24 protein-coding genes and 1 pseudogene are annotated in these 21,893 nt (G+C 66.1%); 10 read left to right on the forward strand and 15 right to left on the reverse strand.

Annotated features, from left to right (window positions below):
• Nucleotides 1-289 precede the first annotated feature (289 nt).
• The 9 genes from ACO2RV_RS18700 to ACO2RV_RS18740 form a co-directional block, all read right to left on the reverse strand.
• Nucleotides 290-1,195, reverse strand: coding sequence for a sigma-70 family RNA polymerase sigma factor (locus ACO2RV_RS18700; RefSeq protein ID WP_423295736.1), 906 nt, complete (start codon nucleotides 1,193-1,195; stop codon nucleotides 290-292).
• A gap of 80 nt (nucleotides 1,196-1,275) precedes the next feature.
• Nucleotides 1,276-1,692: a cupin domain-containing protein gene (locus ACO2RV_RS18705; protein ID WP_423295737.1), complete on the reverse strand. Its 417-nt coding sequence runs from the start codon at nucleotides 1,690-1,692 to the stop codon at nucleotides 1,276-1,278.
• Nucleotides 1,693-1,733: 41 nt separating this feature from the next.
• Nucleotides 1,734-2,483, reverse strand: coding sequence for an SDR family oxidoreductase (locus ACO2RV_RS18710; RefSeq protein WP_423295738.1), 750 nt, complete (start codon nucleotides 2,481-2,483; stop codon nucleotides 1,734-1,736).
• A 209-nt stretch (nucleotides 2,484-2,692) separates the two neighbouring features.
• Nucleotides 2,693-3,148 carry a carboxymuconolactone decarboxylase family protein gene (locus tag ACO2RV_RS18715; protein WP_423295739.1) on the reverse strand — a complete coding sequence of 152 codons (456 nt, stop codon included), beginning with the start codon at nucleotides 3,146-3,148 and terminating at the stop codon, nucleotides 2,693-2,695.
• Nucleotides 3,149-3,483: 335 nt separating this feature from the next.
• Entirely contained in the window at nucleotides 3,484-4,731 is a 1,248-nt protein-coding gene (locus ACO2RV_RS18720) for a CapA family protein (protein WP_423295740.1), read from the reverse strand.
• Between the two features lie 81 nt (nucleotides 4,732-4,812).
• On the reverse strand, nucleotides 4,813-5,652 hold the full coding sequence (locus ACO2RV_RS18725; RefSeq protein ID WP_423295741.1) for a transporter substrate-binding domain-containing protein: 840 nt from the start codon (nucleotides 5,650-5,652) through the stop codon (nucleotides 4,813-4,815).
• A gap of 91 nt (nucleotides 5,653-5,743) precedes the next feature.
• On the reverse strand, nucleotides 5,744-6,469 hold the full coding sequence (locus ACO2RV_RS18730; RefSeq protein WP_423295742.1) for an ABC transporter permease: 726 nt from the start codon (nucleotides 6,467-6,469) through the stop codon (nucleotides 5,744-5,746).
• Between the two features lie 10 nt (nucleotides 6,470-6,479).
• Nucleotides 6,480-7,139, reverse strand: coding sequence for an ABC transporter permease (locus ACO2RV_RS18735; RefSeq protein WP_423295744.1), 660 nt, complete (start codon nucleotides 7,137-7,139; stop codon nucleotides 6,480-6,482).
• Nucleotides 7,140-7,152: 13 nt separating this feature from the next.
• Entirely contained in the window at nucleotides 7,153-7,974 is an 822-nt protein-coding gene (locus tag ACO2RV_RS18740) for an ATP-binding cassette domain-containing protein (protein ID WP_423295745.1), read from the reverse strand.
• 291 nt (nucleotides 7,975-8,265) lie between these two features.
• Here ACO2RV_RS18740 and ACO2RV_RS18745 point away from each other — a divergent pair.
• A pseudogene (locus tag ACO2RV_RS18745) lies at nucleotides 8,266-9,147 on the forward strand (LysR family transcriptional regulator); the annotation flags it as partial.
• Nucleotides 9,148-9,180: 33 nt separating this feature from the next.
• Here the strand turns inward: ACO2RV_RS18745 and ACO2RV_RS18750 are convergent.
• Nucleotides 9,181-10,059, reverse strand: coding sequence for a LysR family transcriptional regulator (locus ACO2RV_RS18750; RefSeq protein ID WP_423295746.1), 879 nt, complete (start codon nucleotides 10,057-10,059; stop codon nucleotides 9,181-9,183).
• 126 nt (nucleotides 10,060-10,185) lie between these two features.
• Between ACO2RV_RS18750 and ACO2RV_RS18755 the strand changes: the two genes are divergently transcribed.
• The 9 genes from ACO2RV_RS18755 to ACO2RV_RS18795 all read left to right on the forward strand — a co-directional run bounded on the left by ACO2RV_RS18755 (nucleotide 10,186) and on the right by ACO2RV_RS18795 (nucleotide 16,835).
• Entirely contained in the window at nucleotides 10,186-11,019 is an 834-nt protein-coding gene (locus tag ACO2RV_RS18755) for a transporter substrate-binding domain-containing protein (protein ID WP_423295747.1), read from the forward strand.
• Between the two features lie 21 nt (nucleotides 11,020-11,040).
• On the forward strand, nucleotides 11,041-11,694 hold the full coding sequence (locus tag ACO2RV_RS18760; RefSeq protein WP_423295748.1) for an amino acid ABC transporter permease: 654 nt from the start codon (nucleotides 11,041-11,043) through the stop codon (nucleotides 11,692-11,694).
• An 11-nt stretch (nucleotides 11,695-11,705) separates the two neighbouring features.
• Complete coding sequence (locus ACO2RV_RS18765; protein WP_423295749.1) at nucleotides 11,706-12,341, forward strand: amino acid ABC transporter permease; 636 nt, start codon at nucleotides 11,706-11,708, stop codon at nucleotides 12,339-12,341.
• Nucleotides 12,334-13,140: an amino acid ABC transporter ATP-binding protein gene (locus tag ACO2RV_RS18770; protein ID WP_423295750.1), complete on the forward strand. Its 807-nt coding sequence runs from the start codon at nucleotides 12,334-12,336 to the stop codon at nucleotides 13,138-13,140. The genes ACO2RV_RS18765 and ACO2RV_RS18770 overlap by 8 nt, the downstream gene beginning before the upstream one ends.
• A 32-nt stretch (nucleotides 13,141-13,172) precedes the next feature.
• The gene (gene alr, locus ACO2RV_RS18775; protein ID WP_423295751.1) at nucleotides 13,173-14,294 is read left to right on the forward strand and encodes an alanine racemase; all 1,122 of its coding nucleotides are present in this window, start codon (nucleotides 13,173-13,175) and stop codon (nucleotides 14,292-14,294) included.
• 425 nt (nucleotides 14,295-14,719) lie between these two features.
• Nucleotides 14,720-14,962, forward strand: a complete 243-nt coding sequence (locus tag ACO2RV_RS18780; RefSeq protein WP_423295752.1) for a BrnA antitoxin family protein — start codon at nucleotides 14,720-14,722, stop codon at nucleotides 14,960-14,962.
• 104 nt (nucleotides 14,963-15,066) lie between these two features.
• On the forward strand, nucleotides 15,067-15,336 hold the full coding sequence (locus ACO2RV_RS18785; protein ID WP_423295753.1) for a hypothetical protein: 270 nt from the start codon (nucleotides 15,067-15,069) through the stop codon (nucleotides 15,334-15,336).
• A 54-nt stretch (nucleotides 15,337-15,390) separates the two neighbouring features.
• The gene (locus tag ACO2RV_RS18790; RefSeq protein WP_423295754.1) at nucleotides 15,391-16,416 is read left to right on the forward strand and encodes a c-type cytochrome; all 1,026 of its coding nucleotides are present in this window, start codon (nucleotides 15,391-15,393) and stop codon (nucleotides 16,414-16,416) included.
• A 131-nt stretch (nucleotides 16,417-16,547) separates the two neighbouring features.
• Nucleotides 16,548-16,835: a hypothetical protein gene (locus tag ACO2RV_RS18795; protein ID WP_423295755.1), complete on the forward strand. Its 288-nt coding sequence runs from the start codon at nucleotides 16,548-16,550 to the stop codon at nucleotides 16,833-16,835.
• A gap of 105 nt (nucleotides 16,836-16,940) precedes the next feature.
• Here ACO2RV_RS18795 and ACO2RV_RS18800 read toward each other — a convergent pair whose 3' ends face one another.
• Genes ACO2RV_RS18800 through ACO2RV_RS18820 form a run of 5 tightly spaced genes read right to left on the reverse strand, consistent with a single transcriptional unit; the run spans nucleotide 16,941 to nucleotide 21,829 of the window.
• A complete protein-coding gene (locus tag ACO2RV_RS18800) occupies nucleotides 16,941-17,954 on the reverse strand; it encodes an ABC transporter substrate-binding protein (RefSeq protein WP_423295756.1) in 1,014 nt (337 codons plus the stop codon).
• 32 nt (nucleotides 17,955-17,986) lie between these two features.
• A complete protein-coding gene (locus ACO2RV_RS18805; RefSeq protein WP_423295824.1) occupies nucleotides 17,987-18,775 on the reverse strand; it encodes an ABC transporter permease in 789 nt (262 codons plus the stop codon).
• 2 nt (nucleotides 18,776-18,777) lie between these two features.
• On the reverse strand, nucleotides 18,778-19,629 hold the full coding sequence (locus tag ACO2RV_RS18810) for an ABC transporter ATP-binding protein (protein ID WP_423295757.1): 852 nt from the start codon (nucleotides 19,627-19,629) through the stop codon (nucleotides 18,778-18,780).
• Between the two features lie 23 nt (nucleotides 19,630-19,652).
• The gene (locus ACO2RV_RS18815) at nucleotides 19,653-20,600 is read right to left on the reverse strand and encodes a hydroxymethylglutaryl-CoA lyase (RefSeq protein WP_423295758.1); all 948 of its coding nucleotides are present in this window, start codon (nucleotides 20,598-20,600) and stop codon (nucleotides 19,653-19,655) included.
• Nucleotides 20,597-21,829 carry a CaiB/BaiF CoA transferase family protein gene (locus ACO2RV_RS18820; RefSeq protein ID WP_423295759.1) on the reverse strand — a complete coding sequence of 411 codons (1,233 nt, stop codon included), beginning with the start codon at nucleotides 21,827-21,829 and terminating at the stop codon, nucleotides 20,597-20,599. The genes ACO2RV_RS18815 and ACO2RV_RS18820 overlap by 4 nt, the downstream gene beginning before the upstream one ends.
• Nucleotides 21,830-21,893 lie beyond the last annotated feature (64 nt).

The raw sequence follows: 21,893 nt of genomic DNA on the forward strand, positions 1-21,893 counted from the left end.
GTGCGAGATCGGCCAGGATTTGGCCCGGATGAAGCGAGAAGGCCCTGATGCCATGGCCCCGGCATGGAGGAGAGCGCGCGTCGTCTCGAACCCAAGGCCCGAGGCCCCTCCGGTCACGATGGCGAGCGTCCGCGAGAGACAGATCCCGGAGACGACCTTCATGGCCGTGCTGGCGGCGCCGAAGCCGGAGTCGATGGGTGTCTGCTTTGAGTTGGCGCGCCGTGCGGGAACAGGAGCGCCTTGAGAGGCAGAATGTCGGGCGAGGCGACATGTGCCGCCCGCCGTCTGATTACTGTGCCCGCGAAGTCGGATCCGGCCCCGCGGCAAGAGCCTGCGCGACGTGGCGGAGCTTGTCGGGATTGCGGGTGATGTAGATCGCGGTGATCCGGCCGTCTTCGATGGCGAGCGCAGTCGTTTGGAGAACGTCGCCGCGCTCGCGGCTGACATAGCCGGGCAGCCCGTCGATCCAGGAGAGTTCAAGCATCTGCGCCCAGCCCTCCCCCCATTTTCGGCGCACCCCCTCGTAAAGTCGCAGGAGACGGTCCAATCCCGTGATGGGGTTGATGAAGGCCAGGACCTTGCCGCCGCCGTCCGCACGCAGAACCACGTTCTCGGCGAGAAGCGTCCGCAACGCTGCGGTGTCGCCGCTGGTCGAGGCCGCGAAGAAGGCACGCGCGATCCGCTCGCCCTCTTCGCGTTCGACCGGGAAGCGCGGACGCGCAGCCTGAATGTTCCGGCGCGCCCGGACGGCGAGTTGGCGCACGGTCGCGGCTTCCCGGTCGAGCGTGTCCGCCACCTCGCCGAGCGGCACGCCGAAGACATCGTGGAGGAGGAAGGCCGCCCTTTCCAACGGTGACAAGCGCTCAAGTGCCATCATCAATGTCAGCGTCAGGTCGTCCTCGTCCAGGCGATCTTCCTCGGTTTCGACCAGGGGCTCGGGCAACCAGGCGCCGACATACGTCTCTCGGCGGGCGCGTGCCGATTTCATCTCGTCAAGGCAAAGCCGGGTGACGACGCGCGCAAGGAACGGATACGGGGCAGAGACACTCTTTCGGTCCGCGGCGACCCAGCGCAACCATGCGTTCTGCACGACGTCCTCAGCTTCGCTGCGCGAGCCCAGCATGCGGTATGCGATGCGCAGGAGCCGTGCCCGATGTGTCTCGAAGATGTCCGTGGCGTCGTCTACCTGCCGCATCGTGTTTCCTCGACAGTGGTTTCGCTTGCCCCTGCGATGATGGCTGCGGACGAGTCCCGCCGCCCAACGTATACCGGTTCCTACGGGCGGTCCGGCGTCGTCAGCTTGGTGTCGTCCGTATCCACGACGAATACTGCAAGGAGCCTGGACGGCTCGACGTCACTCGCGTTGGCGCTGACGCGGTGATGGTCGCCCGGCATCTCGACGAAGCTTTCGCCGACGCGGAATACCTTCTCCGGGCCGTCGTTGATCCGGCTACGCACCGCGCCCTCGATCACGGTCGCCGTAATGAAAGCGGATGCGGCGTGGATATGGGACGGTGAGGAACCGCCCGGACCATACTCGACAAGGACGCCGCGCAGGCTTTTGCCCGGAACGGAAGGTATCGGATGGTCGAAGATCGTCGTGACGCGCGCCTCGCCGCTCGCGACATCTGCCGCAAACGCGGGAACGGCGGAGACGGCGAGGAGAGCCCCCAGCAGGAATGTCTTGAGCACGGAATGGATCTTTCTTGGTAGATGGGAGAAACGTATCGGGTTCAGGCGGCAGCGAGCCAGCTCTCGAACCGGGTTGATCCTAGGCGGACCACTCCCGCATGCTCGGGAACAAGTGAATCTTTCTCGAGCGCGGCGCCGAAGTAACGCGCCGCCCGGTCGGCCTGGACCTCCCGAAGGTCGCCGGCGGCAGCGATACGGCGGGCGACGACGTCGCGAAACGGCAGGCGCTCGGGCCCGGCGATCTCGATCGTCGCGTTGTGCGGCGGAGCGAGCGCGACATCGGCGAGCGCTGCGGCAACATCGGCGGCGGCGATGGGCTGGAAGTCGGCGTCGGGTACGACGAGGCGGTCGCCCTCGACCGATGCTTCGGCAATGGTGGCGACGAACTCGAAGAACTGGGTCGCGCGCACGATGGTGAAGGGGACGCCCGAGTCCTTGATGAGCCGTTCCTGCGCGACCTTCGCCCGGAAGTAGCCGTTCCCCTCGAGGCGATCCGTGCCAACGATGGACAGAACGACGTGATGCCTCACGCCCGCCTCGCGCTCGGCAGCGAGAAGGTTGCGGCCCGAGCGCTGGAAAAAGTCGAGTACCGCCGCATCCTCGAAGGAGGGCGAGTTCGACACGTCCACGACAACGTCGGCGCCGGCAAGGATCTCGGCGAGGCCTTCACCCGTCAGCGCGTTCACGCCGGTACTCGGCGAAGCCGCAACGGCGTCAAGCCCTTGTCGCGAAAGTTCAGCCGTCAGGTGACGCCCGATGAGGCCGCTTCCACCCATCACCACGATCTTCATGGCATCCGTCTCCCTGTTCAAGAACGGACCAGGCGGCACTTGCCGCTTTCAGGCTCCGTTGAAGACAAGGACGAGGCGTGCTGGGCCGGATGTGACATGCCCCGGAGAAAATCAGCGACGCGAGACGCGGGGACGCGGCCAGGGATCGGTCGACATCGGTGGAGGCGGGACGGCGATGGCGCCGCCCCCTGACGGTGCGACCGAAACGGCTAGGCCTTCGCCTGGACCGGGAGTCGAAACGGCGCCCCAAGCCGATTGAAGGCGTTCATCGCCGCGATGGTGATCGTGAGATCCACAAGGTCCTTCGGGGCGAAGGCGGCGCTGGCTGCCGCGTAGGCCCTATCGGAGGCGTGGGTCTCGCTGACCAGAGTGACCTCCTCCGCCCAGGCGAGAGCGGCGCGGTACTGTTCAGAGAACAGATGGGGCACTTCGGCCCAGACCGGAACCAGCACGACCTTTTCGAAAGGCATCGTCTTGAGCAGGTCGCGCGTATGCAGGTCGATACAGTGCGCGCAGCCGTTGATCTGCGACACCCGCAGGAAGACGAGGTGGATCAGCTCCCGGGGAAGGTCGGTATCCGTGGTGATGTAGTGGTGGATGCCGTAGAGCGCTTTGGCCCCCTGCGGAGCCACCTCGTTCCAGACCAGCCGCTTGTTCTCGCTCATGTCTCGTCCTCGTGCTCGGAGCGCCGAAAATCGACGTTCGACGCCAAGACGAGCCGAGCGCCCCGGATGTGACATGCCACGCAGCACTCTACTCGAAGCAACTCATATTCCAGCCGAGCGCTCGACGTCCGCGTGCGGACAGGCTCGACGGCTGAATTGAGGACCGACATGGGGCGGATGCCGAATGTCGGCAATCTGCACAGCGGCAGCCAATACCGGCCCGTCCGCTCACGGCCCCGTACCGGGCGTTCAGACGCGTGCTTGGCAAGGTCGCTTTCTGGCGCCAGGTCGACGCCCCTTGTTTCGCGACAGCGGACCGGTGACGGCCATATCGGTCATATTGCCGACAGAGCAGACGCTGCCGTGATCCACCCGCGTTTTGCATCGACCTCGGTTCCGTAAGGGGCCGACCGCCGCTGAAGATCACTCAAGATCGATTGCGCTAAATCTCCTTGCGCCGGGATCGGCAGCAATCGGCTGTGATAGTCGTCTGCACCGAGCCGCTGCTCCCCGCCGAGGACCACGGGGAGCAGATCGATGGCCGCCACCCTGTCGTCCTTATCGAAATGGCAGGTGGCGACCACACTCTTCCAGACCTCAGGCGGGCTCCACTCCTTCTGCCCCTCCTTCAGGTGAAAGAGTAAATTGCCGAGGCCGTAGAACAGCGGCGCCCCCTTGTAGATCTCGATCGCCTGCAGCACGGGAGCTCCATGGCCGACGAAGGCGCCAGCTCCAGCGTCGACGCAGCGATGCGCGAAATCGACGACCCACGCCGGCACGTTCTGCCAGCTCGGCTCCCAGTGATGCTGGTGCAGATAGGCGATCACGAAGGCGCCGCCGGTCGCAGCGCGGCGTATCGCGTCGAGCTGAAGGCAGGCACTGTCCTCGTCCACGACGATGCGGCGGCAGGGCGCGGCGGCCTCGCGGAAGATCGTGCCCCAGAAGTCGATCTCATCCGCCGCGACCGAGGGACGGTCATTGGGCTGCGCGTAATTCGCCCGTTCCAGCGGTGAACTCTCAAACAGGTGCTGGATCTCCCGCAGGGGTTCGATCCGGGCGGGGTCCAGCTCGAAAATCCGCTTCACGCGCAGCCGGTTCACGCCGGGGCGCGCCGGGCGATCCCTGCCCGCGTCGTCGGCATACATGTTGTCCGGACCGGGGCCCGCATCCATCGCCACCAGCGCGACCTCGCGTCCGCCTAGTTGCGCGATGCCGGCGCTCTCGGCGTCGGCCCGGTCGATGCCGATCCCCGCGTGCAGGAAGCCGCGCGAGCCGACCTCTTCCAGCGTCGACAGGATGCCGGAAGGGCCGAGATCGAAGGCGTGATTGTTCGACAACGACAGCACGTTGAAGCCGATGGCCTTCAACGCATCGAGCACCTCGGGGCCGGACGAGCCGAAGTAGAACCCCTTGAGCGGCCAGCCTTCGTGCCGGCCATAGATGCAGCCCTCGAAATTGGTGAAGGCGACATCGGCGCGCCGCAGGGTTTCGACCACGTGGACGAAACCGGGCTCGGTAGCCTCCCGCACATCATGATGGATGAGGGATTGCCCCGTCACGGCGAGGGTGAACGGCTTGGACATGACACGGTGTTCTTTCACAGGAGGACGGCAGGGAGGAAGGCGGCGACGCCGGCAGACGCATCGCCGCGGCGATCCGGAGGGCTACTTCGGAGGTGACATGTCCATGCCGAACCACTTCTCGGTCAGAGCCTTGATGGCTCCGTCCTCATTGGCACTCGCGATCGCCTTGTCGAAGGCGACCTTCAACTGCGGGTCGCTCTTGCGGATGCCGATCCCCGCGCCGGGGCCCCACGGGCCGCCATTGAGCATGGGACCGTAGAATTCGGCCACGTCGCCATCCTTGCTCTCAAGGAAGGTCTTGAGGACGAAGTAGTCCGCCAGCGTGCCGTCGACCCGGCCGGCGGCGACGTCCATGGTCATGTTCTCGTTGGTATCGTAGCTGCGGATGGTCGCGACCTTGCCGAACAGCTCGTTCACCACGACCTCGGAGTTGGACGAGCGCAGCACGCCCAGCGTCCGCCCGCTCAGCGCGGTGCGCAGCGTGTCGATGGTCGCCTGCTTGGACGCGTCCATCTGGGTAAGGTTCAGCTTCGCCTTGGCATCGGTCGGCGGCAGGCCGAGGCCCTTGCGCATGACGATCTGGTTGAAGCCCACCGCATAGGGGGACGAGAAATCGATCGTCTTCTTCCGTTTCTCGGTGATCGACATGCCGCCCATGATGGCGTCGTACTTGCCGACCGTGAGGGCGGGAATGATGCCGTCCCAGTCCTGCGCGACGAAAGTGCAGGTCGCGCCCATGCGGCGGCACAGCTCATAGCCAAGATCGACGTCGAAACCGATCAGCTTGCCGGTGGAGTCGGTGGAGTTCCAGGGCGGCGAAGAGCCCTCCGTCGCGATGGTGACCTTCATCGGTTCCTGCGCGAGGGCGGGCGCCAGTCCCATCGTGGTGGCGAGGGCAAGGGCAAGCATGAGGTTTTTCATATGTGTCTCCTCTGGAAAGGCATGCGGGGGCGTGCCGCCGGGCAAGCGGCGGTTGGTGTCGGTGGAATGGAGGCGACGGCGGCGTGGCCGGTCAGAGCGCCTGCCGCAGCTTCAGCAACCACGGGAGGCGCGCCTTGTCCGGGGGCGCCCCGGAGAGATGGAGTTCGATGAGATTGAACAGCCGCGAGGCCAGGAACGTCAGGCCGAGATAGATCGCGCCGGCGGCGATGAAGACCTCGTAGGGAGCGAACGTCTCCGACACCAGCTTTCGCGCCAGTCCGGTGATCTCCAGCAGTGTGACCGTGCTGGCGAGGGAACTCGCCTTGATCATGCCGACCACTTCGTTGGCATAGGATGGCAGCACTGTGCGGAAGGCCAGCGGGAACACGATCCGCAGGCGGATCTTGGTGGGCGCCAGGCCGATCGCCTGTGCCGCTTCGACGAGCCCCGGCGGCACGGACTGAATGCCGCCCCGGAACACTTCGATGCTGTACGCCGCGCTGTTCAGCGAGAAGGCCAGCAGCGCGCAATAGAACGGATCGCGGAACAGCAGCCACAGGAAGCTTTCGCGCACGAAGGCGAGCTGGCCGAGCCCGTAATAGATCAGGAACAGCTGCACGAGCAGCGGCGTTCCGCGGAAGACATACGTGTAGCAGAGCACCGGCAACGACAGCCATTGCGAGCGGGAGGCCCGCATGAAGGCCAGCGGCACGGACAGGACGAAGCCGATGAGGAGCGACAGAATGGTGACCTCCAGCGTCAGCACGACGCCGCCCAGCAGGGTCTCGATGCTCTCGGCGATGAGGGCGATATCCATAGCGTAACCCTCAATGTACCGGGGCGAGCACGCGGCGCTCGACAAGACGGAATGTCAGCAGGGAAACGCTGGTAAGCATCAGGTAGAGCGCCGACGCCGCGAGATAGAAGGTCAGCGGATCGCGCATCGAACCGGCACCGACCACGGCGACGCGCATGATGTCGGAGAGACCGACGATCGAGATGAGCGACGTGTCCTTGAGCAGCGAAATCCAGAGATTGCACAGAGCGGGAAGCGCGATCCGTGCCATCTGGGGCAGGATAACCAGCAGCCACGTCTGCCAGGGCGCCAATCCGATCGACAGCGCGGCGTCAGTTTGCCCGCGCGGAATGGCCTGGATTGCCCCTCGGAAAATCTCAGTGGCATACGCGCCGAACACCACGGTCAGGCTGAAGACCCCCGCCCACAGCGCGCTGACCTCGACATAGGAGCCGACCAGCGCGGTGAGCGCGGCGCTGCCACCGAAATAGACGAGGAGAATGACCAGCAGCTCCGGCACGCCACGCACGATGGTGGTGTAGGCATCGGCGACCATTCGCAGCGCGCGGAAGCGCGACAGCTTTGCCGCCGCGCCGGCAAGCCCCACCAGCATGCCGAAGGCGCCGCTGATGGCGGCCACCAGCACCGTCGTCTCCAGACCGCGCAGGAACTGTTCCTCAAAACCTCCCATCGCCAACACCTCCTCAACAAACCGGATCGAGAAAACGGCGCAGCCCCGCCGAGGCCGGACGGGACAACACCTCATCGGGAGGGCCTTCTTCCTCGATCCGCCCGCCCTGCATGAAGGCGACGCGGCTGGACACCTCGCGGGCGAAGGAAAGCTCGTGGGTCACGAGGATCATGGTGCGCCCCTCCTCCGCGAGGCCCTGGATCGTGCGCAGCACCTCGCCAGTCAGTTCCGGATCGAGCGACGAGGTTGGCTCGTCGAACAGCAGTACCTCCGGCTCCATGGCGAGCGCGCGTGCGATGGCGACCCGTTGCTGTTGGCCGCCGGACAGGTGGTGGGGGTAATGGTCGCGTCGCTCGATCAACCCCACCTTGCGCAGATAGTGCTCGGCGCTTTCAACGGCCGCCCGGCGCGCCAGCCCGCGCACATGGAGCGGCCCTTCCGCAACATTCTCCAGCGCGGTCTTGTGCGGCCAGAGATTGAAGCTCTGGAACACCATGCCCAGCGAGGCCCGCACGCGACGCGCCTGGCGCGCATCTCCGATGCGCGCGCTGTTGCGACCGGAAGGCGGCCGGATATCGAGCTTCTCGTCGCGGAACCAGATCTCGCCGCTGTCAGGCACTTCGAGCAGGTTGAGACAGCGCAGCAAGGTGCTCTTGCCCGAGCCGCTGGCCCCCATCACCGAGATGACCTCATGGGGATAGGCCGCGAGACTGACCCCACGCAGAACCGGATGCGTGCCCAGCGTCTTGTGCACATTCTCGGCGCGCAATGAGGCGGTCACCGCCGCGTGCCCGCGAAGGGGGTCTTCCGAATGAATGTCGATTGCTGTCTGCATCGTGCGTCCGGCCTGGGCATCGCGTTCGCGCGCCTCGGGGGCGAGACGGCCGGCCCGAGGCCCGCGAGCGGCCGGCGTGGTCAGAAAACAACCCTGCCTATATCGGCGTCAATTTATAAGCTGAGAATAATTTCGATAAGCGTTACTTATCATCCGCCTCTCAGTTCACAGCGCGCGGGGCTTCGAAATGCTGGATCGACCTAAATCACCCTCGGGCAGCCCGCCGCCTTCTTGCGCTTTTGGCTTAAGTCAAGATTATGCCTTCCATCCTTCCTCACGAAAGCCACCGACGTGCCTGACCAGCCCAGTGCCGACGTCAAACTGCGGCAGTTGCAAATCCTCCGGGAGGTTCTGCGGACCGGTTCGGCCCGCTATGCCGCGCGGCTGTTGAAGGTCAGCCAGCCGGCCGTCAGCCAGCACATCAAGCAGCTGGAAGCGACGCTGGGCTTTCCGCTCTTCCTGCGCGAAAAGAACCGGCTGGTGCCGACCCATCAGGCATGGGAGCTGCTCCGCGACATCGAGGTCGCCTTTGCCAGCCTGGACAAGGTCGGCAAGTCGATTGCGGCGCTGAAGGGCCAGGAGCCCACGGCGGTGGGGCTCGCGGCGCCGGGCATCTTTTGCTTTGAACTACTCCCACGCGCACTTAGCGCCCTGCGCGCGCACTATCCCGGCTGTTCGGTGCACCTGCATTCCGGCAGCTACCCGCAGACTGCTGAGCACGTGCTCAACGGGCGAGCCGATCTCGGCCTCTCCCGCCTGCCGCTCGACGGCAATGTGTTCGAGTGGCGCCCGGTCGCGACCGCCCGCAACGTCTGCCTGATCTATCCCGGACATCGCTTCGAGCAGAAGGACCTGGTGGTCGCGGAGGATCTGGTCTCCGAGGCGCTCGTCGACATCGATCCGCAGTTCTCGGCCCATCAGATGAACGTCAATTCGCTGCGCTACATGGGCGTCGAGCCGAACATCGCCGTGGAGTTCGATGCGACCGGCCACGATGCGGGCTTCGTGGCCGCCGGCATCGGGGTGTCCGTCACCAATGAAGTCATCGCGCGCGAATATTGCCGCTTCGGCCTGATCACGCGCCCGTTCGAGCCGAGCGCGGTCTATCATTACGTCGTGTTCTGGCGGCGCGGTTACAAGCTGAACGAGCGCCAGCAATTCCTCGCAGACGAACTCGCGCGCAGCTTCGCCGCTCCGCGAGCGGGGTCAACGCAACGCACCAACCTCCCGCCCCGCCTCCTCCCGCAACAGGGAGAGGAAGGCCTCGGCCTCCCGCGAGGCGCCGCTGCGCCGGGTGAAGGCGCCGATGTGCCGGTGGAACGCGTCCTCCCCAAGGGAGAAGACCCGGACGCGCTCTGACGCCGCGCCGAGATCGGAATGGGGGATTAGCGCGACCCCCATGCCCTCGCTGACAAGCGCGATCATCGTATCAAGATAGTTGATCCAGATATTGTCGGCGACCGCCGTACCCGTCCGCTCCAGAAAGGCGTCGATCCTGCGACCGCTGATGGTCGAGCGATCGTAGCGCAGCAGCGGCTGCCCGACCATCGCCTCGCGCCAGTCAGCCGCGTTCACCGCCGCTGGCGCGATGAGCACGAAGGGTTTCGTGAGCAAATGGTGCCACACGACGTTGCCGGGCAACTCACCGGAAGGCTGGATCATCACCGCAAGATCAAGTTCCTCGCGCTCGACCTGCCCGAGCAGGTCGTCCTCGCCGCGCATGGAGCGCAGGGTCACCTTGGGAAACACCCGATGGAACGCCAGCATGCTGCGGGCGACGAGCCCACTATGCAGCGAGGCGACCGTACCTACACGCAAGGTGGTGCGGATTTCGGAAACCGCATGGCGTCGGCGCATCTCCGCGACCAGCGACATGACCTGATCGGCCAGCGGCACCAGATCCTGCCCATCGGCGTTCAGCGTTGCGGAGCGGCCCGTTCGGAAGAACAGGCGGTAGCCGACAAAGTCCTCTAGCCGTCGGATCTGCTCGCTGACCGCCGATTGCGTCAGCCCGATGCGCTCGCCGGCCTCGGTGAAGGTGCCGTAGCGAACGGCCGCCAGGAAGGTTTCGATTTCGCGCAGCATCTCCGGCGATCACCTCACGCAAGACCAAGCCGAGCATCGAAATTAGCGATGCTTAGCTACGGGATTATTCGTTTTCCGATCGCACTGCAACATGGTCTTCTCCTCCGCATAACCAGAGGAAAAACCATGTTCCATCGTACGTCACGCCTCGCCGGCGGACTGGTCGCGCTCGCCATCGGCCTGAGCCTGAACGTCGCTGCCGCGCAGGAATCCCGCCTTGATACCATCGTCAAGCGCGATAAGGTGATCGTCGCTGTTTCGTCCACGGCCCGCCCCAACGGCTTCGTCGACGAGAACGGCAGGCACACCGGCTTCGAGGTCGAGTTCGCCCGGCTGATGGCCAAGGCGCTGGTCGGCGATCCCGACAAGATCGAGCTGATGACCACCACCGTCGATGGCCGCTTCCCCGCCGTGCTGTCCGGCAAGGCGGATTTCGGCATCTCCACCGCCACGATCTATCCCGACCGCGCGGTACGCCTCGCCTTCACCCGGCCCTATATCGATTCGAGCACGCTCGTCGTGGTGCCGAAGGGCTCGCCGATCAAGACACTGGCGGATCTTGACAATGAGAACGTGGTGCTGGGCTCGACCAACAGCGCGGCCATGGTCGACCGCGCCAAGAAATACGCGCCGAAGGCAAAGGCCATCTTCTTCGACACCGACAGCGCCGCTGCGCTGGCACTGAAGAGCGGCCGCTCGACCGCCTGGCAGGCGGATTCGGCGGCGGCGAACTTCTTCGTCGGGCACAATGGCGATGAGTTCGTGGTGCTCGACGGCTCGCTCGGCACCATCAACAACAACGCCATCTTCATGAAGCCTGGCGACTTCCCGCTCTGGCTGGCGCTCGACACCATCGTGCGCGAATACGTCAACGGCTCGCGCTACGGCGAATATGCGGCGCTGTACAAGACGTGGTTCGGCAAGGAGCCGCCGCCTCAGCGGCCGTTCAACCAGAACTGACGGCCGGAAGAGCGTCCGTCCATGGATTTCGCCTTTATCCTCAACAATGCACCTCTGCTGATGGAGGGGGCGGCGATGACCGTCGCCCTCGCCATCGGCGCCCTGCTCGGCGCCACGCTCGGTGGCGGTGTGGCGGCCTTCCTGCGCATGAGCCGCTATGCGCCGCTCCGCTATGTCGGCACCGGCTTTGTCGAGATCATGCGCAACACGCCCATCCTTGTGCAGATCTTCGTGCTGTATTTTGGCCTGCCGACGCTGGGCGTGCAGATGTCGGCATTCACCTCCGCCGTGCTGGCGATGTCACTGCAAAACAGCGCCTATATCGGCGAAATCTACCGCGCGGGGCTGGACTCGATCCATCCGCGCCAGCGGGAGGCGGCGCTGGCGCTGGGCATGATGCCCGGCATGGCGCTGAGGGTCATCCTGCTGCCGCAGGCGCTTCGCCGCGTCCTGCCGCCGCTCGGCAACCAGTTCATCATCATCATCAAGGACACCTCGGTCGCCTCGACCATCGCGGTCGCCGAACTGACCCAGGCCAGCAAGCTGCTGCTGGACCGCAGCGCCGCGCCCTACGAGACCTTCGCGACGGTCGCCCTGATCTACCTCGCCATCAGCGCAGGCGTCGCTGGCGTGCTGAAGCTCGCCGAATGGCGCTATCCGGCGAGGGTCTCGTAATGACGCCGACCATGCTGACCTCCTCCGCGCTGTATCTCGCGCAGGGCGCGCTGGTAACGATCGGCCTGTCATTCGGGATGATCGCCGTCGCCACCGTCGCCGGCATGCTGCTGGCCCTGCTCCATCTCTATGGCTGGAGGCCTCTGGGTCTTCTGGCGGCAGCCTATGGGCTGGTGGCACGCGGCGTGCCGCTGCTGGTGCTGCTGATCGGCAGCTATTTCAGCCTGCCCTATCTGGGCCTCGACCTGCCGCTCTGGCTGGTCGTGGTGCTGATCGGCGGTCTGTACTTCGCCGCCTATGCGGCGGAGGTGTTCCGGGCGGCGCTGGCCGCGGTCCCGCGCATGCAGTGGGATGCCGGCCGGGCTTTGGGCATGCGGCGCTTTCAGCTGTTCACCATCGTGATCCTGCCGCAGGCGCGGCGCCTCAGCCTCCCGCCCTTCCTGAACGTGGCTCTGGTCGCGGTGAAGAACACGTCGCTGGTTTCCGCCATCGGCGGCTGGGAACTGGTCGCGGCCGGACGCGAGATCGGCGAGCGGACCATGGAAATACTTCCCGCCTACCTAGCCGTCGCCGCGTTCTATTTCGTGATCTGCTTCTCAATCTCGCAGATCGGACGCCATGTCGAAAAGAAGATGCGCTATGTCTGACCTCATCCCCCCCGCTACCCCCGCGCCGCTGGTCGTCATCGACCGCGTGGGTAAGTCGTTTGGCCCGGTCGAAGTCCTCAAGGAGGTCAGCCTCACCGTCGCCGCAGGGGACGTGCTCTCCCTCATCGGCCCCAGCGGGTCGGGCAAGACCACGCTTCTGCGCTGCGTGAACTACCTCGAAACCTATGAGCAGGGCCTGATCTCCATCGCCGGCGAAAGCGTCGGCATCGAGTCGATGCCCGATGGTCGACGCCGCCGCAAGTCGGACCGACAGATCGCGGCACTTCGGGCTCAGGTCGGCATGGTGTTCCAGCACTACAACCTGTTCCCGCATCTCGACGTGCTGGAGAATCTCACCGTGGCGCCGCGCCGCGTTCATGGTGAGGCCCCGGGTCCGGTGCGCGAGCGCGCGCTCGCCCTTCTCGAGCGGGTGGGCCTTGCCGACAAGCGCCACCGCTATCCTGCCGAGCTTTCAGGCGGCCAGCAGCAGCGGGTAGCGATCGCCCGGGCGCTGACCATGCAGCCCCGCCTGCTTCTGCTCGATGAAGTGACCTCCGCCCTCGACCCGGAGCTGGTGGGCGAGGTGCTCGATGTCATCACCTCGCTGGCCGCCGACGGCATCACGATGATGATCGTGACCCATGAAATGGCGTTCGCACGCGAGGTGTCGACCTCGGTCGCCTTCATGGCGGATGGCCGGCTGATCGAAAGCGGCGCGCCCGAGGCCATTTTCGAAGCGCCGGATCACGAACGCCTGCGCAGCTTCATGCAGCGCTACCGCGCGGGGAACCGGCTGTGAGCGCGCCCTCATCCGCCCGGGATTTCACGTCAATGTCCGCCCCCCTGCGCCCGACCTGGTGCGAAATCGATCTCGGCGCCGTCTCCCACAATGTGCGCCAGCTGCGCCATCTCATCGGGCCGGCCGTCGCGATCTATATGTGCCTCAAAGGCGATGCGAGCGGCTGCGGCGCGGCGGAGGTGGCGCGGCGCGCCGAGGCGGAAGGCGTCGACGGCTTCGCTTTCGGCAACATAGACAGCGCCCTCGCCTGCCGCGCCGCAGGCATCAAACGCCCGATCCTGCTCTATCCCACCTGCCTGCCCGACAGCGCTCCCCTGCTGGAACAGGCCGACCTGATGCCCACGCTCTCCACACTGGAGGACGTTGCGCTCTGGGATCGCGCGGCTCGCCACCGCCTGCCGGTTTTCCTGAAGATCGACGGCGGGGGCTTGCGGGCCGGCGCCTTCCCGCACGAGGCGGCGGCGATTGCGCGCGCGATCACGGACAGCCGTCATCTTCGCCTGGCCGGCGTCTACGGCCATCCGATGACGAGTTACGGCTTCGATGACGAGCCCTATACCATCGCCCAGCTCAACGCCATCCAGCGCGCGCTTGCCGCCATCGAGGCGGAAGGCATCGAGGTGCCAATCCGCATGGCCTCCAGCTCGGCGATCGTCCTGGGCCATCCGAACGCGGATCTGAACGCGGTGGATCCGGGGCGGCTTGTGGTCGGCATGTCGTTCCAGTCGGTGGCCGAGCGGCACGCGAGCTGGAAGCCCGCGCTGGTGGGATTGAAAAGCCGGCTCGTCATGGTGCGGGCACTCGCGCCGAAGGATGATCTCGTCCGTGCACCCTTTTTGAGGCTCCGCCCGAACATGCGCTTGGGGCTCATTCCCTTCGGCTGGAGCGATGGCTATCCGAAGTCCATGCCACAGAACGCAACAGTGCTGATCCGCGGAAGGCGGGTTCCGCTGCTCGGCCCGTCGCACTCCGAACTGCTGCGCGTGGACCTGACGGATGTGCCGGACGCGCAGGTCGGCGACGAGGTGGTCCTCCTCGGCCGTTCCGGCGACGTCGCCATCCAGCTTGAGGAACTGGCAGAACAATGGAGGATGTCGACGCACGAGCTGTTTCCCACCATCGGAAAGACCCTCCCGCGTCGTTACATCGACTAGACTCGACCTCTTAGATCTCTCCGCCTGTGTCGATGGCGTCCGGACCGGAGGGGGTGCGCTATTGCCCTGACCGCATTCGAGCGCCCGCATCCGCACTTCCTGCGCTGGCATCGCGCGCACTGCTTCAATGAGTGAAGCCGATTGCATCGCCGGGATGAAGACCGGATGCCGGTCACGACACCGTCACAGGTCGCCGCTATTCAATGATCATCGCTACCGAGCCTGACCGCGGATGTACCGGCAGGATCGTCGAAGCGGTAGGGAAAGGCCGGGTTCAGCCCGGCCTTTTTGTTTATGGGCGAGTTGTTCGGACCCGGCGCACCACGGCGCCTCTTGACCCCTCCCCTCCGCGCCCGCTAGCCAAGAGCGAGTCCGGATCGGCCGGAGGCCCTGGCGCCCCCCCGACACAGCAGGAACGCATGCCCATGCGCAGCCCGACAACGCGCCGCCCTCTCGGCTCCGCCCGCGATGCGGCCGAAGCCGCGTTCAAGAGCGCCACCACCAAACCGGTGGTCGAACCGCCGGCGCCGAAGGCTCCTCCGGTGCCGAATGCGAAGGAGCAGGTCTCCCTGCGCCTCGACCGAGATGTGCTGGAACACTTCCAGGAAGAGGGTCCCGGCTGGCAGGAGCGGATCAACGCGGCGCTGCGCAAAGCCGCGGGGCTTTAGGTCGCCTCATCGGGCCGCCCGCGAAGAAGGGGCCGCGACGTGCTATGCATCGGGAAACAGCAGCGGATCGGCCTCCGGTCGCTGATTTCTGTCGGAGAGAGCGCATGACCAGGGACGACGACCCCGCCATCGAATACTCGCCGCTCAGCGGCCAAGTCACGCAGGATGGCGAGACGGTGGAGGTCCATATCTTCCGCGCGCCCGGCAGCACGGCGGGGTGGGCGCTTGAGGTCGTGGACAGCGACGGCGGCGCGACCGTCTGGGAAGACCTGTTCGTGAGCGATGGCGACGCCTATGCCGAGTTCCGCGCCGTGGTGGAAAGCGCCGGCATTGCCAGCTTCCGGCTGGATCTGCCGACCGCGATGAAGCATTGAGCGTGCGCCTGCGATAACAGCAGTGCCGGGCAGGGCGTGAAGGGGAGCGGTCGCATGGCATGGTTCGGCTTCAGGCGCGGCGGTCCGGTCGCGGCCTTCGCCGCAGCCTTGGTCCTTCCCTCGGCACTTGCCCTCGCACAGCCCGCCCCGACCGAACCCGCGAAGATCGTGCTGTGGGACGTGCCAGCCCTCGACCAGTTGCCGGACGACGAATTCGGCCGGCTCGCGCGCTATGGGCGTTCCATGGTCGAGGCGACCTACGCCCATATCGGCCCGGCCGTCGCCGATCCCGCCGCCCGCTTCGCCGGCAATAATCTCGCCTGCGCCAACTGCCACCTCCAGGATGGCCTGAAGAAGTTCGGCCTGCCGCTGGTGGCCGCCTCCGCCGACTATCCCGCCTACAGCACGCGGGCCGGCGAGGTCAGCTCGATCTTCGACCGGGTGAACCAGTGCATGAGGCGCAGCCTGAACGGTCGGCCCATGCCGGCGCAGGCGCGCCCGATGCAGGCGATCCTTGCCTATCTCAAGGTGCTTTCCACCAACATTCCCTCGGATGCCGCCATCGTCGGCGGCGCGGCCGGGACGATGCCCGAGCTGGCGCGTGCGGCCGATCCGTCGCGCGGCGCGCAGGTCTATGCCCGCCTCTGCGCCGACTGCCATCGCCGCGACGGGCTGGGCGTGCGGCGCAACGAGGCGCGGCCGGAAATGGGCTATGCCGTACCGCCTCTGTGGGGGCCGGACAGCTTCAACGACGGTGCCGGCGCGGCGCGGCTGATCACGCTGGCGAACTTCGTCCACGACAACATGCCGAACGGAACGTCCTGGGTCGCCCCGACGCTGGCGCCCGAAGACGCGTGGGATGTGGCGGCCCATGTCGTTTCGCAGCCGCGCCCCCGACTGGCCGGCCTCGATGGCGACTTTCCCGATCTGCTGCTGAAGCCGGTGGATGCACCCTATGGGCCCTATGCCGACGATTTCCCGCTGGCGCAGCATCGCTATGGCCCGTTCGCGCCCATCCGTGCCGAGATCGCCCGGCTGAAGGCCGAACGCGGCGAGGTGCCGAACCCGAACGCCAAATGATGCGGCGGGCCGCCCGCAGCCTGCGCGATCGAAGCATCGCGGCGTACGGGCGGGACGCGCACGTGCTGTTGACTGGGCGCTGGCGCCAGTGCGTCTACAATACCGTTGTGAACCCCGCGCGAGGCTTTCCCATGCGTACCGTCCTCCTGCCGCTCGCTCTCGTCTTTCTGGCCACGCCGGCACTCGCGCAGTCGCTACCGAACTCGCTCAACATGACCTGCGCTGCCGCCACCGCTCTCGTTCGCCAGCAAGGTGGGGTGGTGATCGCCACCGGCCCCAATCTGTATGATCGCTATGTCGCCAACCAGCGCTATTGCGAAGTGGACCAGACGACTGTTCCAGCCTGGGTGCAGACGTCCGACCAGAACGAGTGCTTCGTCGGCTATCGCTGCCGCGACCGCATGTTCCGGAACCGTTGACCGTTCCTGCGGAGCGGGGCGGGTTCGTTTCCCAGGCTCCGACGCAAAAGGGCGGCGCCGTGAGCGCTGCCCTTTGTCGATTTTCTCGCCCTCAGACCGGCAGGCTCACTTCGCCTTAGCCTTGGCGAGGAAAGAGCCGTCGAAGGTCTTGGAGAGGTCGATGGCGCCGCCATCGAAGCTCGGATCCGTGGTGGTCAGCAGGTTGAGCGCGCTTTTCATGCTCGACGCGTCAATGTTGCCATCGGTCGAGTAGGACTGGCGCGAGGCGTTGAACGCCTGGATGTAGAGCGCCTTGTCGCCCAGCCAGTACTCTTCCGGCACCGTCGCCGCCACCTGTTCGGGCGTCGCCGTCTCCAGCCATTTCAGCGTGCGGTAGAAGGCATTGGTCAGCGCCTGCACCGTCTTCGGATTCTCCTTGATGAAGCTCTCCTTGAGGTAGAGCACAGCCGCCGGGTTCATGCCGCCGAACAGCTTCTCGGTGCCTTCCGTCGTGCGGGTGTCGATCAGCACGTTGATCAGGCCGAGGTCTTCCAGCTTGGAGATGACCGGGTCGAGATGCGAGATGGCGTCGATCTCGCCCTTCTGCATCGCTGCCACGGCCGAAGCGCCGCTGCCCACGCCGATGAAGGAGGCGTCGTCCTGCTTCAGCCCGGCCTTGGCGAAGGCGTACTGCACCAGGATGTGGGTGGAGGAACCCGGCGCCGTCACGCCGATATTCTTGCCCTTGAGGTCGGCGACCGTCTTGACCTTGTCGGCCTCGGACTTGCGCACCGCCAGCACGATACCGGGATAGCGGCCGAGGTCGATCACGGCGCGAATATCCTGCTTCTTCTGCTGCATCCGGATCGTGTGCTCATAGGCGCCGGTCACGCCGTCCACCGAGCCGCCGATCAGCGCCTGCAACGACTTGGCGCCGCCACCGAAATCGTTGATCTCGACGTTGAGCCCCTCGTCCTTGAAGTAGCCGAGCCGCTCCGCCAGAGTGAGCGGGAGATAGTACAGCAGCGGCTTGCCGCCGACGCCGATGGTCAGGTTCGGCTTTTCGACATCGGCCGCCTGCGCCGCGCCAAGCGCGGGAAACAGCAGGCTCGCGGCCAGCAACAAGGTACGCATCTTCATGTCATTCCTCCCATTTCTTTTTTGGATAGGTCTCAGTTCTGCTCGCTGGCGGACTGTGGGCGCCAGACGAGAAGGCGCTGTTCGATCCGCGTGACGAACCAGTCGATGACAAGCACGAAGGCGGCGAGGATGAACATGCCGGCGAACACGCCGGTCACATCGAACACGCCTTCGGCCTGATGGATGAGGTAGCCCAGCCCGGCCGACGAGCCGAGATATTCGCCGACCACCGCACCCACCAGCGCGAAGCCGACGGCGGTGTGCAGCGAGGAGAACATCCACGACATGGCGGAGGGCCAGTAGACGTTGCGGAACAGCTGGCGCTCGTTCATCCCCATCATGCGGGCATTGGCGAGTACGACGGGGCTCACCTCCTTCACGCCCTGATAGACGTTGAAGAACACGATGAAGAACACCAGCGTCACTCCCAGCGCCACTTTCGACCAGATGCCGAGGCCGAGCCACAGCATGAAGATCGGCGCCAGCACCACGCGCGGCAGGGCATTGGCCATCTTCACATAGGGGTCGAACACCGCCGCCACGACAGGCTTGCGGGCGAACCAGAAACCGATGACGACGCCGCCCACCGAGCCGATGACGAAGGCCAGCACGGTCTCGGTCAGCGTGATCCAGAGATGCTTCCAGATCGTGCCGGTGACGAACAGCGCGACGACGCGTGAGAGCACGTCCCACGGCTTGGAGAAGAAGAATTCGGGCAGCAGGTAGTCGCCGCCTATGGGCACCGTCGCGCCGACCTGCCAGATGGCGAGCACGGCGACGGCGACGAGGATCTGCAACAGCAGGAGTTTGGCGGGGTGAATCTTCACGACGTCATGTCCTCCCCATAGGTCTTGACCACTTCGGCCTTGAGCTGGCTCCAGATGTCGCGGTGCAGCTGGTGGAAGCGCGGGTCGAGCCGGATGTCGGCGGTGTCGCGCGGGCGGTCGAGGTTGATCGGGAAATCGCCGATGATGCGCGATTCCGGCCCCGCCGCCATGATGACGACGCGGTCGGACAGCGCGATGGCCTCTTCCAGGTCATGGGTGACGAACATCACCGCCTTGCGGTCCTGCGCCCACAGGTTCAGCAGCAGCGTGCCCATGATCTGCCGCGTCTGAGCATCGAGCGGCCCGAAGGGCTCGTCCATCAGCAAGATCTTCGGATGCCGCACCAGCACCTGCGCCAGGCCCACACGCTTGCGCTGGCCGCCGGAGAGCTGGTGCGGGTAGCGGTCGCCGAAGCGGGCGAGGCCGACCTTTTTCAGCCAGTCCTGCGCCTGCGCCAGCGCCTCAGTGCGGCGGGTGCCGCCGATCTCCAGCGCGATCGCCACATTGTCGAGCGCGCTCTTCCACGGCATCAGCGCGTCCTGCTGGAACAGGTAGCCCGCCTTGGCGTTCAGCCCCTCCAGCCTCTCGCCGAAGATCGAGACGGTGCCGCCTGCCGGCTGGAGCAGCCCGGCCGTGGCATTGAGCAGGGTGGACTTGCCGCAGCCGGTCGGGCCGACAATGGCGACGAACTCGCCTTCGCGCACATGCAGCGAGGTCGGCGCCACCGCCTTGAACACCGGCCGGCCCTTGATGGCGAAGCTGATGCTCACATCGTCGAGCGCGACGGCCAGCGGCACGGCACCGGAAACGGCCGCCGCATCGCTCGGTCGCCGCAGGGCGGTTTCCATGTGTCTTCTCCCATCTTATCGTTTCAGGACGCGGCCTTGAGGCCCGTCGGCGCGGGATGCAGGTCCCCACTCCGGCCGGCCTTGGCCACTTGCCCCGGTATGTCATGGCCTAGCAGAGCCGGCAGCGCCCGCGCCAGTTCCAGCAGGCGCGCAAGGTCGACACCGGTCGGCACGCCCATCTCCTCCAGCATGTGGACGAGATCCTCGGTGGAGATGTTGCCGGTGGCGCCGGGAGCGAAGGGGCAGCCGCCAATGCCGCCCAGCGAGGCGTCGAAGCGCTCCGCCCCCTCCCCAAGCGCCGCCAGCACATTGGCGAGGCCCATGCCGCGCGTATTGTGGAAATGCAGCGTCAGTTCCACGCCGCCGAAGCGCTTTCGGAATGCCGCGACCAGCTCCGCCACCTGCCGGGGGTTCGCCATGCCGGTCGTATCGGCCAGCGTGACGGAGTTCATTCCCGCCTCGAGATAGGCCTCCGCCAGCGCCAGCACCTTGCCGGCGGGCTGCGCGCCTTCGAACGGGCAGCCGAAGGCGGTGGCGATGGAGCCGTTGAGGCGGGCGCCCGACCCCGTCGCCGCGGCGACGATGGCGCGGAAGCCTTCCAGCGACTGCGCCGGCGTCATGCGCATATTGGCGAGATTGTGCGTCTCGCTGACCGACATGACGAGGTTGAGCTCGTCCATCTTCGCGTCCAGAGCTGCCTCGGCGCCGCGCAGATTCGGCACCAGTGCGACATAGGTCACGCCCGGCCGCCGCGTGATCGCGCGCGCCACCTCGGCCGCATCGGCGAGGTTCGGTACGGCTTTCGGCGAGACGAAGGACGTTACCTCGATCTTGGCGACGCCGGTGTCGGACAGCGCATCGATCAGCGCGATCTTGTCGGCGGTCGGCAGGAAGCGCGGCTCGATCTGCAAGCCATCGCGCGTCACCACTTCCTGGATGAACACGCGGGCGGGAAAGCTCCCGGAACTCATGCCGCGTCTCCCCGCGCAATCGCGCCGCTCGCCACCAGCGCGTCGATCTCCTCGCGCCCATAGCCGAGATCGGCGAGGACGGAGGCCGTGTGCTCGCCGAGCCTGGGTCCCAGCCAGTTCACCGCGCCGGGTGTGTCGGAGAGCTTGGGCACGATGCCCGGCAGCTTCACCGGCGTGCCGTCCGGCAGGGTCGAGGGCAGGATCATGTCGCGGGCCAGATATTGCGGGTCGGCGACGATATCGGCGACCGAATAGATGCGCCCGTTCGGCACCTCGGCGGCATCGAGCGCGGCCGTCACCTCGTCGAGCGAATGCCGGCGGGTCCATTCGGTGATGACGCCGTCGATCTCCTCGACATGCGCCACCCGGCCGTCATTGGAGGCGAGGCGCGGATCATTGGCGAGGTCGTCGCGGCCGATCGCGCCCATCAGCCGCTTGAAGATGCCGTCACCATTGCCGGCGACGATGACATAGGTGCCCTCAGCGGTCGGGTAGGAATTGGACGGTGCGATGCCCGGCAGCGAGCCGCCGGAGCGGGCACGCACGAAATCGAACACGTCATATTCGGGAACCAGGCTCTCCATCATGTTGAACACGCTCTCATAGAGCGAGACGTCCACCACCTGGCCCGTGCCGCGGCCGGACTTGATGGCGAGCAGCGCCATCAGCGCGCCCATCACCGCATGCAGCGCCGCCAGTGAATCACCGATGGAAATGCCGGTGCGCGCCGGCGGCCGGTCGGGATCGCCGGTGGTGAAGCGCATGCCCCCCATCGCCTCGCCCACCGCGCCGAAGCCGGGCCGCTCGCGATAAGGGCCATCCTGGCCGAAGCCGGAGATGCGCACCATGACCAGCTTGGGATTGATCGCCTTCAGTGCGTCCCAGCCGAGACCCCAGCGCTCCAGCGTGCCGGGGCGGAAATTCTCGATCAGCACGTCCGCGTCGCGCACAAGGCGGCGCACCACCTCCTGCCCCTCGGGCAGGCGCAGGTTCACCGCAACGGATTTCTTGTTGCGCGACTGGAGATACCACCAGAGCGAGGTGCCCTTGTGCAGCTTGCGCCACTTGCGCAGCGGGTCGCCCTCGCCCGGCGCCTCGACCTTGATCACCTCGGCGCCGAATTCCGCCATCAGCCGCGCAGCGAACGGCGCGGCGATCAGGTTGCCGAGCTCGATGACACGGATTCCGGACAGCGGGCCCTCCACGGGACCCGTGCTGGCAGCTTCCATAGGCGACGTTCCTCACACACTTTTTTGCGTTCTATCGGTCCAAAGCGAGGCGAGGTCCAATAGT

The sequence above is a fragment of the Ancylobacter sp. VNQ12 genome (assembly GCF_049445835.1).
Classification (GTDB): Bacteria; Pseudomonadota; Alphaproteobacteria; order Rhizobiales; family Xanthobacteraceae; genus Ancylobacter.

Bases quoted from the DNA above. Each gene is read 5' to 3' on its own strand.
- ACO2RV_RS18700 (WP_423295736.1), bottom strand. From the start codon at position 1,195: ATGCGGCAGGTAGACGACGCCACGGACATCTTCGAGACACATCGGGCA.
- ACO2RV_RS18710 (WP_423295738.1), bottom strand. From the start codon at position 2,483: ATGAAGATCGTGGTGATGGGTGGAAGCGGCCTCATCGGGCGTCACCTG.
- ACO2RV_RS18715 (WP_423295739.1), bottom strand. From the start codon at position 3,148: ATGAGCGAGAACAAGCGGCTGGTCTGGAACGAGGTGGCTCCGCAGGGG.
- ACO2RV_RS18720 (WP_423295740.1), bottom strand. From the start codon at position 4,731: ATGTCCAAGCCGTTCACCCTCGCCGTGACGGGGCAATCCCTCATCCAT.
- ACO2RV_RS18725 (WP_423295741.1), bottom strand. From the start codon at position 5,652: ATGAAAAACCTCATGCTTGCCCTTGCCCTCGCCACCACGATGGGACTG.
- ACO2RV_RS18730 (WP_423295742.1), bottom strand. From the start codon at position 6,469: ATGGATATCGCCCTCATCGCCGAGAGCATCGAGACCCTGCTGGGCGGC.
- ACO2RV_RS18735 (WP_423295744.1), bottom strand. From the start codon at position 7,139: ATGGGAGGTTTTGAGGAACAGTTCCTGCGCGGTCTGGAGACGACGGTG.
- ACO2RV_RS18740 (WP_423295745.1), bottom strand. From the start codon at position 7,974: ATGCAGACAGCAATCGACATTCATTCGGAAGACCCCCTTCGCGGGCAC.
- ACO2RV_RS18750 (WP_423295746.1), bottom strand. From the start codon at position 10,059: ATGCTGCGCGAAATCGAAACCTTCCTGGCGGCCGTTCGCTACGGCACC.
- ACO2RV_RS18755 (WP_423295747.1), top strand. From the start codon at position 10,186: ATGTTCCATCGTACGTCACGCCTCGCCGGCGGACTGGTCGCGCTCGCC.
- ACO2RV_RS18760 (WP_423295748.1), top strand. From the start codon at position 11,041: ATGGATTTCGCCTTTATCCTCAACAATGCACCTCTGCTGATGGAGGGG.
- ACO2RV_RS18765 (WP_423295749.1), top strand. From the start codon at position 11,706: ATGCTGACCTCCTCCGCGCTGTATCTCGCGCAGGGCGCGCTGGTAACG.
- ACO2RV_RS18770 (WP_423295750.1), top strand. From the start codon at position 12,334: ATGTCTGACCTCATCCCCCCCGCTACCCCCGCGCCGCTGGTCGTCATC.
- alr (WP_423295751.1), top strand. From the start codon at position 13,173: ATGTCCGCCCCCCTGCGCCCGACCTGGTGCGAAATCGATCTCGGCGCC.
- ACO2RV_RS18780 (WP_423295752.1), top strand. From the start codon at position 14,720: ATGCGCAGCCCGACAACGCGCCGCCCTCTCGGCTCCGCCCGCGATGCG.
- ACO2RV_RS18785 (WP_423295753.1), top strand. From the start codon at position 15,067: ATGACCAGGGACGACGACCCCGCCATCGAATACTCGCCGCTCAGCGGC.
- ACO2RV_RS18790 (WP_423295754.1), top strand. From the start codon at position 15,391: ATGGCATGGTTCGGCTTCAGGCGCGGCGGTCCGGTCGCGGCCTTCGCC.
- ACO2RV_RS18795 (WP_423295755.1), top strand. From the start codon at position 16,548: ATGCGTACCGTCCTCCTGCCGCTCGCTCTCGTCTTTCTGGCCACGCCG.
- ACO2RV_RS18800 (WP_423295756.1), bottom strand. From the start codon at position 17,954: ATGAAGATGCGTACCTTGTTGCTGGCCGCGAGCCTGCTGTTTCCCGCG.
- ACO2RV_RS18810 (WP_423295757.1), bottom strand. From the start codon at position 19,629: ATGGAAACCGCCCTGCGGCGACCGAGCGATGCGGCGGCCGTTTCCGGT.
- ACO2RV_RS18815 (WP_423295758.1), bottom strand. From the start codon at position 20,600: ATGAGTTCCGGGAGCTTTCCCGCCCGCGTGTTCATCCAGGAAGTGGTG.
- ACO2RV_RS18820 (WP_423295759.1), bottom strand. From the start codon at position 21,829: ATGGAAGCTGCCAGCACGGGTCCCGTGGAGGGCCCGCTGTCCGGAATC.